Raw genomic sequence first — 14,444 nt, 5'->3', positions numbered from 1 at the left:
TTCACCTCTTGAAAACGCTGTCTGGAAGATTCACAGCATAGTTTTTGCTGCACCTTATTAAGCAGCATAGTGGATTAGAACGGGGTTTACCGGCGTATAACCTAAAAGGAGCTTCACTGGCGCATAGTGACGGGGGAACTCGTGTATCAGGATAGGAGGGGCATTACCTGTCACAGACAGCGATAGCTATATAGGTTTATGGGCGCTCGCGTCTCAACAGGAGGCAGGTCACTCATTTTTGTTCTGGATGATCGCGGTGAAAGAGCGCCCATTCTTCTATGCGCTCACCTGAAGGAAGGGTGCAATATTCAGTAGTTCCGGCATCTGTCCGAATCTGTGACAGCCTTCCGCCTGAATGGACACACCAGCTGGCAGCGGGATTGCGCATAGTTAACTGTGTTTTTTCAGGAGAATGGGAAGCACATGCGGTGAGCTGTACGCCTGACAAAACCAAAGTAGCCAGCATTATAAGAGTACGATTTTTCATTTTCAGTCCTTCTTAACGAAAACAGCCTGTTTACCACAGCCATTTAATTTTCTCGCGCGTGACATTAAGTCAGGCAGGCACCCTGCCAAAGTTATGTGTTACAAGGTTAACTCTTAAACAGATTACCATAGAGAACAAAACGATTTATCAACAAACAGCAAATTAAGATATAGCCATATTTTCCGCGTCAGCAGAGAAAAATCGCAACAGCAATACAGCCTCTTTAACTGGCATAAGGCACTATACATCATACACAGCGCAGGAAATTTTAAGAGAAGTTTATAAAAACACGCCGATAGTGTAATTGCTATATATATACAAAAACAGGACAATTAAAAGGCCAATAATCATTCCTGTGACAACTTTAAGTGGGATAGTAAGAAGGGTGTTATTACGTTGCATTTCATTTTTCATAAGCGCCTCTTAAACAAAAAGAATAAAACAGACCTTTGCGTTCAATTTAATTAATGACCGTTTATTCCTGGCATGACTGTTGATGACAAGGGATAATATACTTCTCCCTCCTGAAGTTTTCTTTCTCGCCAATCACGCCTTTATATAAGTCAAGCAGAGACAAATCACTAAGAAAAGAATAAAAATCACAGTCACCTTTAAGATCAAACTTACGCATTACATTGTACTTGTGCGCATAGATTGTCTTAACAGACAGCCCCAGAGATTTAGCGGTCTGATTAACCGAGCATCCACTTTTCAAAAAGCTCATTACCTGCAGCTGTATCAGTGATATTCGGGCATAATTACATCTCATGCAGTCCGTTGGTGCAAATGCGTTCGTTTTCTGATCTCTGGCGATCAGCCAGGCTTTAGTTATCTTATCTCTGATACTCCTGACCGCATCGCTTCTGGATATGAGGGTTAAGGATTGATAACATACCGGGAGCTGATCTGAAATAATGTTTTCAATATGATTAACGAACACCAGAAGTATGCTGCCAGGCTTGCGAAAACGATAAGCTGGCTGGCACATAAACAGACGCCACTGTGAGACACTGACTAATATAATGTCAGCCTTGCGCAAATTTTCGCTATCGAATCCTGGTAAGAACGCTACACTTCCACCTAATAAGAGCGCTTCTTCAATAATTTTGGAGATGCCGAGTCTGAAATAATAATTTTCGTCCGTGCAAATGACCTTAATATCCATACTCTGTTCCTTTTAGCATCAGGCATCCCAAAATTTTCGGACACAAATGCAAAACTAGACAAACTTACCGTTAACCAGCACCAGCTCTCCCTTGTCTTTCAGATCCTTTAACACCCGGCAAATCGAACTTTTGGAAAGATGCGAGCTGTTTTCAAGCAGATAGAGCGCAGAAAATCGTTTTTTCAAATGCGGTGGCAGTTTCCCCCAGCGTTCAATCAGAGAAACCACCTCATCGTGGGAATTACTTTTTGGTAACTGTAGATAGTCCATTAAGTCAGAGTATTGACCTGATAAAATTGACATGGCGTCGTTGAAAAGGTTCTTTTCAAAGACCAGTCGCCAGAAGGTTTCGTAGTCGACGAAGCTTACTTTTCCATAATCAATCCTCTCCAGATAAACGGGTGGTTCATCCAGTGCAGGCGTGACGCCGACCACAAAAGGCGCAGAAAGAATATTAAGTACTTTGTTTTCACTTTTCAGTTTTAACAAAAAATCGCCGTCAAGAATGAACAGAACCCGACGTACATTATCCTTAGTTAAATGATAACGGCGTTTGCCTCGCGAAATCTCATCTGGTTCTGCGGTTTGCGTATAGCCTGCTAACGCGTCGATGATTCGCTCATGATTTTCAGTCACTCTGTGCATATCGATTAACTCAATCTATCTGACGCCACGTAGCCATGCTTCGTGCGCAGTGATTAACATAAAATAGAAAAAAACTTTGTTATAACTTGTGCATTTTCCCCGAAGTATTGTGCCTGTTTTGCGTCATCTCCTGTTTTTTCGTCTCAAATGTATTCATTTAGCTGTTTTGGTATAATAAGAGCCCGGTCATAAAATTCAATCCCCAAAACCAGCCGAAAGAAAGCATTAAAAACCTTACTAAGACAAAACAGCCATACATTAAACCAGATGTATGGATTTTTTATAGGCCATAGTGCCTGTAAAAAGAGACAGCTGCTTGTGCTATAACTTTTTTCTGAAAAAATTGACTATCCGTTATCATTTGATGAGTCGATGTTATGTATATGCACTATCCAATAACCAACTAAACATTTCGGCAAAGAAACAAGCACACTTGCAATGTCTCTAATCATTATGGAACGAATGTTAATTACTGACAGCGAAACAGGCGTTCTGAATGAGATACATGTCCGGGAGAGGAAAACGCCTCATTAAAAATAACCAAGCAAAAACTAAAAAAAAGCAGACACACTTTTTATCCCTGCGATTATTCACGCGTTAGCCAGACACCAAACGAAAAGATTCAGGTGATAAATCTAAAACCAGTTTGACACCGTAAGTCAACAAAATATTACCAACTCTTTAAACAGGCTGCTATCCCCCCTTTTAGTGATAGCACTTAGAATCTGTTCTTATTCCTGACGCCAAAATAGCCTTTGCTAAAAAGCATTTTGCTTTTTAGCAGAACTGTCATGTTAAATGTTCGAATAATAACCAGCAATCGCACCTGGAATAATTTAACAAGTCACCCTGTATTACAATGCAAGTTAATGGATTGTAAATGGCCAGGTGCTTACAAAAAGTGAAGGCTGAATTTACTTTACCTGATAATGGTAAAAAAAGAGCTGGAAAAGCAAATACCACGCTGACAAAGCTCTGCCGGGGCTGACATTAAAAATTTTTAGTCTCATTTGGGAATGTTTATCCGTCTGGTTTTCTTTAAAAAGAGTAAGTTGCTACCCAGAGGGGCCACAATTTTACCAAGCCCGAAAATATACTCACAGGCAACTATTCTATACATTCCGCGCAAACTGATTATTATACTAAAGGGGTGGGTCCATTAAGCAACCGTTATTCCTTTGTCCTTTCTTCAGACAGGTGGAATAGCTATGCTTGAGCGCAATTACGAGAAAAAGTAAAAATTTGTCATGCGTTAACAGCGAGCAGTACGCCATTACCTGTTTTACTTAGCTTCCGTTTAACGCGCCTTTAATAAGGTCAAATTCGAAATTTTCTCGTTTATCAGAAAACACCGGTTTCCTTACGTTACGTTGACAGAACGCCCTGGCAAAGGTAACCATTTTTATTTTACAGCAGACAGCACTGTTGTTACTGTTATGAGCCCTTATTTTTACCCTGACCAGTGTTCATGAACCTATAGTTAACGCATAAAATACAAATGGCATGTTATTGCAGCCTTATCGAATGTAATAGCAGTGAACAGCTATTTTTATTCAACATATTACCCTTTGCTGGATAAACGAACTGGCAATAGATCTAAAAGGTGCTTCGCCTGAATGTTGAGCTGGAGTCACTTCAGCAGAGAATGGTCCTGGCGGCTTTCTCAGACAAAAGCATTATACAGGGTTATGAGAATGCTTCAGCTTTATGCGTTGCTAAAGGCGCTGCAGGTTCAGACTGCTCCCGCGATCTGTTCAGGAACAACCAATGCGGTAGTCAGCTGACAGCATTAGCAGGGCCTTAAGGAGCCCATCTATTCACTGACTAAAGGATTTTTAAGACGGTATGCCTCAGAAAAAAAGAGCAGTTCAGATTGGTGTATCTGATGAAAGCCCGTTTATTATCTCTTCAATCCAGTCGATACTGGCAGTCGAATTTTTGTGTCAGGAAATGTGCACTTATCCGGTGGATGCAGAGACTTTGCTGATGCGCCTTAAGGAGCACACGCCAGATATATTAATTATCGATTTCCGCATCAGTTTTGAGCGCAATGATTTTAATGGCATAAGGAAAATTGAAAAGATCCATAATCAGTTACCCGAACTGAAGATTATTGTGTTCACTGCCCAGACAAACCCGGCTATTTTACAAAAAGCATTACAAGTGCCAGTAAATGCTATTGTCAGCAAACGAGATGATTGTCATGAGCTGGTTCAGGCCCTTCACTGGATCTTGTCCAGAAAAGACGGCACCTATTATTCTGAGCAGATGAAGCATCTGATGAGCGATCATCTTACTGGTTCTGTTAAAACTCTGCTGTCACCATCAGAGCTGGAAGTTATTCGACTTTTTGCCATCGGTTATAGCCTGATGGACATTGCTAAGGTCCGTCAGCGTAGCGTAAGCACTGTGGCAACACAGAAATATAATGCGATGCGTAAACTTCAGCTGCATTCCAATACCGAGTTAATAAAGTATGTCTTTGCTCAGGAATTAATATAATCGGCGCTTTTTAGCTGTGTAAACCGAAAAAGCCATCAGGCCTGACAGTTGCTTCCTGGCATAACTCCTGCGTCAGGCTATCCCTTCGATATCCGTGAACAGGTGGGCTGGCGTAAGAGCTACCTGTCTCTGCTACCGCGCAGTTACAACCTGAACCTTAATTAGCTGATTTCTGCTGCTCAGGCTTGCTTAGCTGTTCACGCTTAGCAGACGGTCAGACTCATACTTCCAGACAACAAATGGAAAACGCCAGGGCGGCTAGTGTACGACTCAGAACTCCCCTGGGTTGTGGCATCATTGCGTAAAGAGAGATCGAAGCCTGCTGATTGTTTTAGCGTTGTGTGGATACCGTGGCGTATCTGTTCAGTGCCCAGACGGGCAGCAGAGCGAGCGATCCTCCAGGTTGTCAGGCGTGTTGTAAAAAACGCTCTTCAGGAGGGCGTCAAAAGGATCGTGGTCGTCATCGCGCCTCCGGAGCGCGCTCTGATGAATCAACTTATCCACTGAATAGATCCCAACAATACGATCCTTATATGATCCCTATTAGATCCTAAAGAGATCCCCGATCGTCGCAGGCCTTGTCAGCTCTGGCCTGAAAGGGTGATCGCATAAGCTGTAATAAGCAGAATATAAGCTGTAACAAGCAAAGCATAAGCTATAAGGCGTAAAGCATAAGCTGTAATCTGCAAACAAGATAAGCTATAGTGAGTTCAGTCACGGTTTTCTCTGTTCAACTGTGGATAATTTTTACCTTTGATTTCATGATGCTAAACGCAGCCCTGTTTGTTATGTTCGGATCATCCATTTTTGATCCACAGGCTCAGCGGATCTGAAGAAGCTATACAGAGCTGCTCGCTTTTTGTGATTTTACTACTTTTTAGTATAAAAATTATCGAGTTATATCGTTAACGATTAGGATCCGGAGCCTGTTTTGGATAACGAAAGCATAGATCTTGACGCTCTTTTTCAGGAGCTGGACAAATCCACTGGCGAGCTGGTTACGCTGACGCCCAATGCCAATAATACGGTGCAGCCGGTTGCGCTTATGAGGCTCGGTGTTTTTGTTCCTACCCTTAAGTCGCTAAAAAATAGCAAAAAAAATACCATGTCAGTGACGGATGCGACTGAAGAGCTGTCCCGGCTTTCGCTGGCCAAAGCGGAAGGCTTTGATAAAGTCGAAATTGTCGGCCCCCGGCTGGACATGGATAACGATTTCAAAACCTGGGTAGGCATTATCCATTCGTTCGCGAAGCATAAAGTTATCGGCGATAAGGTACAGCTTCCGTTTGTTGAGTTTGCCAAGCTCTGTGGGATACCTTCAAATCGCTCCTCTAAGAAGCTCAGAGAGCGTATAAGCCCTTCTCTGAAGCGTATTGCGGGTACGGTCATCTCGTTCACGGCAAACACTAAAGAGCACTCTAAAGAGTACGTAACCCACCTTGTGCAGTCTGCTTACTACGACACTGCGAAAGATATCGTGATTTTGCAGGCCGATCCTCGTCTGTTTGAGTTGTATCAGTTTGATCGTAAAGTCCTTTTACAGCTCAAAGCCATTAACGTACTGAAACGGCGCGAGTCAGCGCAGGCAATTTATACCTTTATCGAAAGCCTGCCCAAAAACCCTGCTCCCATATCGCTGGCGCGGTTGCGCGCACGGCTCAACCTGAAATCCCCTGTATTCTCTCAAAATCAGACCGTACGGCGCGCTATGGAGCAGTTAAAGGAGATTGGCTATCTGGACTACACCGAAGTCCAGAGAGGCCGTGCGGTCTTCTTTAATGTGCATTACCGGCGTCCTAAGCTTAAAGCGCCTAAAAACGAGAGTGAAGAAACTATCCCGACAATATCCCCTGCCCCGGCAACGCCCGATCCTGAACTGGCCAAAAAGCTCGAGGTTCTGGAGAAACTGGGCATTACGATGGACGATCTGGAAAAACTATTTAAAACCAAATAGTTGCATCGCCTGGTAAAAGCAGGCAGGCGCCGTCATGCCCATTTTACAAGGCATTTTACTCACTACAGCTTATATAGCTTCTGGTGAGTAAAAGCGTCCTCGACCGCTCTACTACTGGCGCCCTTCAGAGCCTGCCGTTTCTTTCTGTGTTACCTTAAAATGCGAAATATACCGCTAAATCAAAAAGATGATTCGTCTCAACAAGAGCGTTCTTCTGGCACGAATCTTCTGTATATAAGCTGTAGTGAGTAAGTTACTCACTACAGCTTATATCCTTTCTTACACGCATCCTCTGCCAGCATCAGGGTAGACAGCCTGTTTACTCTGTTGTCGACTGCCAGCGCCTGCTACAACACCTCTTTCATGGCCTGCCATTATCTCCGGACGAACCTGAATCATCGCCTCGCGAGCTTGCACCCTGTCTACACTGCGAGTTACCTGCTCCTTTTACTCACTACAGCTTATACAGATCCAGAAAAGCAGTTCGAACTCACTACAGCTTATATCATAAGCTGTAGTGAGTAATATAAGCTGTAGTGAGTGAGTTACTCATTACAGCTTATATTGCTCCCCTGCTTTCTCTCTCGTAAAAAACAGACTGCAGCTTTTGCCTGAGCGCACAGGTTAACAATCGTCTTCACCTCTCAAAGAACAGCTTCGGAGTCGCGCAGGCATGTGTCGTTAAACACATCCTGAGAAGCTAGCCGAGACAATTTACTTACTACAGTGCAGGTTCAGTCGATGCGCGGCGCACAGGACCTGTTGCCCTGCATATGCACGCCTGACGTTAAAGACATTCAGGACAATACAAACGAGATATAGTGAAGATACGCATTGTGAACGGTTAACTGTTCCCGTGTGCCGGAAATGCATTCTATGTTAACTGACTGAGATAACAGCATTAATTGCATTTCCCTCTTTTACGCAAACAGTTTCAAGAAGAAGCAGAAAGCAGGAAAGAGCAATAAGATACAACGTCACGTTGGTGTCTTAATGTCGTCGCAGAGCCCCAGGCGCATTACTGCATCTTTTTGCACCTTAAACGACGGGAATTTCAGGTTGAAATTTTTAGCCTATATTTTTATTAAACAGTAAGTTATAAGGCTATTTTGGTGGGTATTTGGCAGGGTTTTTGCGGCTCAGGAAGCATAAAATCAAGGCCTGTGCGGAGCAGTGCTCACGGCTTCAGGCCTTTATCTTTTATGATTTAATTTTTACTGTCGGCCTGCATTTTTTCCAGGATAGCTTTTACTGCCGCATCCAGCTCAGCCTGATAGTGCGCAGGAATGCGCGAAAACTCATAGGTGACCAGACGCTTGTCCGCATCTGTTTTCTTGCGGGCAAACTGTTTTTTATCCGCGAACTCAGCCATCTTCTCCGTCACGACTCTTTTATCAGCCTTAGTGCTTTTTGCACTACTGTTTACCGAGCGGATAAAGCCAATAATTTTGTTTTTAGATGACGGGTCATGCGGATCCAGCGTTGCATCCCCTTCGATGCGCTCACGTACCGCTTCAACCAGGTCGCTCAGACTGCCATGTCGGGCTTCAACTTTTTCCGCGATATCAAGCAGCGTCTGGTAATCATTAATAGAGAGATCGCCCACGGATGGGAAGAGTGCAATCATCTCGTCAGGTACAGAGGCCGCCTGAAATGCACGACTGATTTTCGCCGCGGAAAGCCCTTCTGCCCTGGCGATCTCAGACTGATTCATGTTCTCCGGGTACATCAGCATAAGACGTTTGCCAAGTTCGCGTAGGGTGTGCTCTTTTGCGGTCTGAATGTCGATAGCCAGCTGGCGCGCATCAGCCAGCGAGAGGTCATCTTTAGTGACAAGCACTTCGAACGGCGTGCCGTTGTAAAGACAGGCAGCGCGTCGGCGAGAGCCATCCAGCACTTCGATACGTCCATCCACTTCGCGACCAATAGCTGGAAAGAACTGCTGCAGTTTAATCGTCCGGGAAATATCGCTGACCGACTCTGGCGTAAGGAAAGCCTGGTCGCGGCCATTCACCGCGGCATCGACATAGGTCTGCGCTTCAATATCATCATGCAGAATTTTAGTAAGGGCAAAGCGCGCTTCAGCACCGGACTTAAGGATGAAAACGCGCGTGCTTTCCGTTTCGCTCAGCATGCGGGAAAAACTCGAGTTACCCAGCGTACGGCCCATTTTTTTCATTTCTTTCATGACTGTGAACTCCTGACAAATTCAATCCGTTTAAAAACCGCCTGGGTAAAACGCTCCGCCTCGCGCTTGGCATTTTTGAGCGCTTCTGCGCTGCCTGGATAAGACTGAGGATCAGCGCTGACGATAGTGTCGAATGTCTCCCCGCAGCGCTCGAAGCCATCGAGCCGTGGTAAGGCAGCATCAAGAATGTAAGAGGTAAATACGTCACGTGCTAAGCCGTGCGTCATCTCGTGATCGCGTTTGGACGTCATTTTCGACATAAACCCGATATTGCCTTTGATACGCGGATTGATGCCCTCTTCTTCCAGCTGTTCGAGCATTTCTGGCAGGCGGGTCAGATATTTGAGCGTGGAATGAAAATCAACCTGAGCGGGCGGCGTCGGCGTGAGCAGCAGATCGCTTGCGGCGATGGCGTTGAGCATGAACGCATCAAGATGCGGCCCTGTATCAATAAAGATGAAATCATAGTCATCACCGACGCGGTCAATGATGTTACGACGTAACACTTCCGAAGGCAGTACGCCTGGCAGATGTTCGCGAACCAAATCGTTCCACTGGCTGGCAACAAAGCCGTCGTCAATGGATGCCGGAATGATATCCACGCCTGGGATAATCGTGGGCTGAATAATATCTTTATGAAGTTGTTCTGCATCCAGATCGTTAAGCATCGCCTGCGCGGCGGTTTCCATAATCGAGCCGATGCTGTTTGCATGGTTCAGAAACATGGTGCTTGAGGCCTGGGGATCAAGGTCGATAACCAGGTTGCGCAGATCGTACTGCAGCAGATCGGGATGGACGCGCAGGCCGTGCGCCAGAGTAACGGTGCTGACCGTTTTGGATACGCCGCCCTTGAGATTGACCACAAAAATAACAAATGGCCCCTCACCTTTATGTATATCGCGATACTTGGGTACTTTACGATGGGCATAGATATCGACGACATCCTGAACGGTCAGCGCGTAATGTTTGGTATTGCCCGCATCCTTTTTGCCGAACACGTGCCCTTTTGATTCCATTTCTTCAATCGCCTGTTCTACCGCTCGGCGGCTTAGTCTGGGCAGATTGGCAACTGAATTGCGGGTGAAGGTCTGGTAATACTGATCGAGGCCAAATTCGTGACGCTTGTCGATAATGTCATCACTCATGCTGCGTAACATGGCGTTTGCCCTGCGCGCCGTTTCGTCTACCCCACCGTAATTACTTTTCATCACTCCGCTCCGTTGGCAATATTTCAGGACAGTGTACAGATCATCCTGCTATGTGCAACATTTTTGTGATTTCAGCAAAAAATTGTACAAAGCAAAATATTTTGTTCATTCAGCACGTTGCGCGCACTCTTTTATACTCTGGCGAAGGCGTCTTCCTTTTAGCTATTTATCACTTTAAGCCCTCTTCCTCCCCGCTATTTTGCTGTTGAAAAGGTACAGAGTACCCACACCTTTTTCATATTTAACTTTTTGATATATATGGTAATTTTAATTTTATTTCAGATTGAAATTCCCACGGGCTTCATGGGCCTGACTATCTTTAACAGGCAGCTGAAAGAGATATGGTTTTATCCCTCGTACATGTGAATGGCTGTAATCGATATCAGCAGTTAGCGTTCTGCTGTAGTGAAAAGAGAAGAAGTAGATGGGCTTAACCGGGATGCGCATATTGCTAACAGCGGCAGGCTTTCCCTGTTGGGTATCGCTCTTTAAAGCGAAGGCCGGCTCGCCTGAAAAGCCAGAATGCAGAATTACGCTGTGGTGCACCTGTTGCTGATGCTGATGGTTGATTTGCGTTTTATCAGAAACAAAGTGCGGACTACCCTGCCCGCATAGCCATCAATAGGATCGTGCCGTTCTATATCACCTTCGTGCGCGCTGGCTAAATATCACCTCATTAGGCAGCGGACCGGGCAGCGGCTGCATACCGGCAGTTGCAAACCGGTATACAGTAAAGGCCCTGCTTTGTTGCGCGCCTGGCGGGCCAACAAGCGCACCGTCTGAGGAGCGTCGGCACCAGCATCAGCCAGCCTCTGACAACGCTGGTATAAAGAAACGATCACGGCGAGACTGTCAGGGGATAATGCGGGCTTCCCTGAACCGGGCAAATAAACTGAGAAACATCTCGTCCGTCGCGCGATAGTGCGTAAAGCCTGCCCGGCGTAATTTGCTTCCATCGCCAAACATGTCGTAATCCCAGCCAAAAACGAAATCTGCAAACTGACCATTGTTAAGCTGCAAAATATCCCTTTCCTGTAACTGATGGCGTTCTGCCAGATCGCGCCACGTTGTACGGTAGTCTATGAATAACTGCTGGAATGAAAGCCTGACCGGCGGCGCGCACTCCAGTCCAAACCAGTGGGCAATAACTGGCCAGAGTTCACTCCAGCGCCAGATATCACCGTTATTGACGTTGTAGGCCTGATTTCTTGCTTCGGGTGCCGTTGCCGCCCATAGCGTCGCTTCAGCCAGTAAAGCCGCATCCGTATGATCAACGATGCTGTGCCAGTTTTGTTGCGACCCAGGAAAACGAAAGGGTAATCCCTCGGTCTTGCATAGCGAGGCATACAGCGCAAGGCTCAGCGCCAGGTTCATTACATTGCCTGGGACTGCACTGCCCACGACGCCAGGCCGCAGCGCATTCCAGTGCCAGGCTTTACCCTGCTGTGCGTCGTTTAGCCAGCGAAGCTGCGCGGCGTTAAATTCCGCTCCCGGTACGCCGGGGTCGTTCTCCCGCGCTGGCGTTTTAAACGGCCCGAGATGCGCGCCATACACTTTATAGCCCTGCATCAGACTAACGGTCTTTAATGGCGCGATACGTTCCATATTGCTTACCAGATTGCGCAGCATGGTGAGATTCGGCTCAACCATTTCTGTCCAGTTCGCTGCGTTAAGCCAGGCGCTGTAGAAGATATGTGTCACCTGACTGAGTGGTTTCAGCGCCTGTGCGCTCTGCTTTGCATTGAGCAGATCGACATTCACTGTCGTGACATTATCTGTAGAGGCTGAACCCTGGCGTGACAGCCCGACAACCTGCCATTCGTGATGCAATAGAGTGTTAATCAATTGACTTCCGACAATGCCGCTGGCGCCTGCCACCAGCGCTACGTTGAGTTTACCTGTCTGTTTCATGCTTATTCTCCAGAGAAAGGAACAGGCTCAGTGTGATATATATAATTTTCGCCATATATCCCCCTGGGCTGATGTCACTTATAAGAAAAACCACGAAATGAAAAACAAGCTCAACGCGATTTCTACCTTTCTGCGGGTTGCAGAAGCGGGTTCGTTTTCCGAAGCGGCGCGTCAGACCGGCATGAAGCAGTCTGCCGTCAGCCAGCAGATTGCAGCGCTTGAGGAGGAACTCGGCGTGGTGTTATTGCACCGTACCACGCGCGCTATGGCACTTACTGAACAGGGCGAACGCTACCGCCGCCAGATACAGCCGCTGCTGGATGCGATGCAGGAGATGGAAAGCCAGCTGCGCCCCACTCAACAGCAATGGCAGGGCCGCGTGCATATACAGCTGCCGAGCGGGCTGGGACAGATTTTCCTGCCGCATCTGCTGGCGCTACAAAAGGACAATGCCGGGCTGCATATGACGCTGTCGCTTGATGACCGTGTGTCAGACCTGGTAAGCGAAGGTATTGATGTTGCGCTACGGCTCAGCGGCGAGCCGCCGGATTTGCTAGCGGCGCGTATGCTGGCGCGCATTAAAACTCCCCTCTTTGCTGCACCCGGTTTTGCGCCGGTTAATTCGCCAGAAGATCTGGCCGTGCTGCCGTACATCCGGTTCAGCGGCATCGCGCACGCTGCACCGCTTCGGCTGATATCAGAAAATGAAACGGTTGAGCTGACGGCCAATACCGTTTTCCGGGCGAACAGTAGCGAAGGGCTACTACAGGCGATACAGGCTGGTATCGGCATCGGCGGTATGCAATTGCCGCTTGTCACTCAGGCACTGCACACCGGTACGCTGGTTCAGGTGCTTCCAGCCTGGCGTCTGCCCGATCGTTTTTTGTATGCGGTATTTCCTGACGCGCGTTTTATTCCCCTGAGAGTAAGGCGCATCGTAGAAATGATTGAGTCTCTTTTGAAAACGCTGCCTGGGATGAGCTAAGCGCTGCAGCGTTGCGTTGTAAAACCTCTTTAAGCTTTGTCGCGCCTCACGCTTTTATGCTTCCGGTCGTCCACGTTTTACCTGTTAAGGATGTAATAATCTTTCTGGCAGATGATTTGATCAACGCCGGGAGAAGAGGTTTAGCGCTTATAAAGCATGAGAGGTTCAGGGCGAGCTGGACTGGCGTGCAAAAACGAAAAGGGCGCTTTTGCTTTCTGTACTCCTGGGTTTGAAAAGAAGTTTTGTTTGTCAAAATAGCGCTGTTCGACAAAACAATGTGCGTATCACTGATGATGTTGAGGTAAACATGAAATTCCCTGGTATTCCGGAAAATGAAGAAGAGCGACTGAAGTCGGTCTATATGATCGACCTGCTCGATACCAGGGATGATGAACGCTTTGAAAGGCTAACGCGCATCGGACAAAAACTGTTTCAGGTACCGATAGCGGCGATTAACCTTCTTGACCGCGATCGTCAGTGGACGCTGGCCTGCCAGGGACTCAGCGGGCGTGAAATGAAACGTGACATCTCTTTTTGTGGCCATGCGATTTTGCAAAAAGAACCGCTTATCATAAGCGATGCGCGCCTTGATGAACGCTTCCACGACAACCCGCTGGTAACGGGCGAGCCGTTTATTCGGTTCTATGCCGGTTATCCGGTTCACTTGCCAGACGGTTCGGTAGCAGGGACATTGTGCCTGGTTAACAGCGAGCCTCGCGTTTTCACCGAACAGGATATCGCTTCGCTGAAAGATTTAGCCTTCATCGTGGAAGATGAGTTTCAGATCATTAATATGGCCATGACCGACAGCCTGACTGATATTCCTAACCGACGCGGTTTCTACCACAGCGGTGAAAAGCGATTCAGCGAGTTTCAGCAAAGCGACAAGGCACTAAGCATTCTCTATTTTGACCTTGATAAGTTCAAACCTATCAACGATATGTGGGGACATGCTGAGGGCGATGAGGTGCTGAAAGTTTTTTCTGCTCAGCTGCGAAAACTGCTGGGGCCAAAAGATATTGTTGGACGGCTTGGGGGCGATGAATTTGCCGTATTACTTGCCAGCGGCAACGAGCCTGCGACGTTCCTGAACAGGCTGCGCGAAAGCCTTAATGCTTTTAATCAGCATACCAGCAAGCCTTACAATATTAACTACTCCTACGGGGTTATCAGCGCCAGCCCCGGCAAATATGCCTCGCTGAATGAGATGATCAAAGAGAGCGACAGCGTAATGTATTCCGAAAAGCGCAGAAAAAAACTGGGCTAGCTTTTTAAGGTTGCCGGTTTGCAGACAAAGAGGCCAGCGACATCCTTGTCTGCCGTCTTAACTAACAGACAGGAATCGCTCTGCTCCAGATAAGCGATCCCTGTCCTGTCACCAGAAAAAGGGGATGTGGCT

Annotated in this window: 10 protein-coding genes; 4 read left to right on the top strand and 6 right to left on the bottom strand. The window is 46.9% G+C overall.

All coding sequences use genetic code 11. The features are described 5' to 3' along the window. Nucleotides 1-232 precede the first annotated feature (232 nt). From EKL29_RS08780 to EKL29_RS08770, 3 genes are all read right to left on the bottom strand, one after another. Nucleotides 233-487, bottom strand: a complete 255-nt coding sequence (locus tag EKL29_RS08780) for a DUF333 domain-containing protein (protein ID WP_311778991.1) — start codon at nt 485-487, stop codon at nt 233-235. 475 nt (nt 488-962) lie between these two features. Next, nucleotides 963-1,652 (bottom strand): helix-turn-helix transcriptional regulator, encoded by a 690-nt coding sequence (locus tag EKL29_RS08775; protein WP_126689402.1) that lies wholly within the window; start codon nt 1,650-1,652, stop codon nt 963-965. Nucleotides 1,653-1,706: 54 nt separating this feature from the next. Continuing rightward, nucleotides 1,707-2,297: a transcriptional regulator gene (locus EKL29_RS08770; RefSeq protein WP_126689401.1), complete on the bottom strand. Its 591-nt coding sequence runs from the start codon at nt 2,295-2,297 to the stop codon at nt 1,707-1,709. A gap of 1,845 nt (nt 2,298-4,142) precedes the next feature. Between EKL29_RS08770 and EKL29_RS08765 the strand changes: the two genes are divergently transcribed. Then, nucleotides 4,143-4,799, top strand: coding sequence for a response regulator transcription factor (locus EKL29_RS08765; RefSeq protein WP_126689400.1), 657 nt, complete (start codon nt 4,143-4,145; stop codon nt 4,797-4,799). A gap of 973 nt (nt 4,800-5,772) precedes the next feature. Continuing rightward, nucleotides 5,773-6,753 carry a RepB family plasmid replication initiator protein gene (locus tag EKL29_RS08760; RefSeq protein WP_126689470.1) on the top strand — a complete coding sequence of 327 codons (981 nt, stop codon included), beginning with the start codon at nt 5,773-5,775 and terminating at the stop codon, nt 6,751-6,753. 1,207 nt (nt 6,754-7,960) lie between these two features. On the opposite strand, the gene EKL29_RS08755 is transcribed toward EKL29_RS08760, so the two are convergent. From EKL29_RS08755 to EKL29_RS08745, 3 genes are all read right to left on the bottom strand, one after another. Beyond that, nucleotides 7,961-8,941, bottom strand: coding sequence for a ParB/RepB/Spo0J family partition protein (locus EKL29_RS08755; RefSeq protein WP_120456902.1), 981 nt, complete (start codon nt 8,939-8,941; stop codon nt 7,961-7,963). After that, on the bottom strand, nt 8,938-10,149 hold the full coding sequence (locus EKL29_RS08750; protein ID WP_120456903.1) for an AAA family ATPase: 1,212 nt from the start codon (nt 10,147-10,149) through the stop codon (nt 8,938-8,940). Before EKL29_RS08750 ends, EKL29_RS08755 begins: the two co-directional genes overlap by 4 nt. Before the next feature lie 852 nt (nt 10,150-11,001). Then, nucleotides 11,002-12,060 (bottom strand): SDR family oxidoreductase, encoded by a 1,059-nt coding sequence (locus EKL29_RS08745; RefSeq protein ID WP_126689399.1) that lies wholly within the window; start codon nt 12,058-12,060, stop codon nt 11,002-11,004. Between the two features lie 97 nt (nt 12,061-12,157). Here EKL29_RS08745 and EKL29_RS08740 point away from each other — a divergent pair, with 97 nt between their 5' ends. Together EKL29_RS08740 and EKL29_RS08735 are read left to right on the top strand one after the other, a co-directional pair. Further along, nucleotides 12,158-13,045, top strand: coding sequence for a LysR family transcriptional regulator (locus EKL29_RS08740; RefSeq protein ID WP_120456907.1), 888 nt, complete (start codon nt 12,158-12,160; stop codon nt 13,043-13,045). A 307-nt stretch (nt 13,046-13,352) separates the two neighbouring features. After that, a complete protein-coding gene (locus tag EKL29_RS08735) occupies nt 13,353-14,312 on the top strand; it encodes a sensor domain-containing diguanylate cyclase (RefSeq protein ID WP_120456909.1) in 960 nt (319 codons plus the stop codon). Nucleotides 14,313-14,444: the final 132 nt, after the last annotated feature.

It is taken from the genome of Pantoea sp. YU22 (assembly GCF_003970755.1).
Classification (GTDB): Bacteria; Pseudomonadota; Gammaproteobacteria; order Enterobacterales; family Enterobacteriaceae; genus Pantoea; species Pantoea piersonii.
Note: the sequence above shows the minus strand (reverse complement) of the source record. Positions and strands in the feature narration are given on the sequence as shown.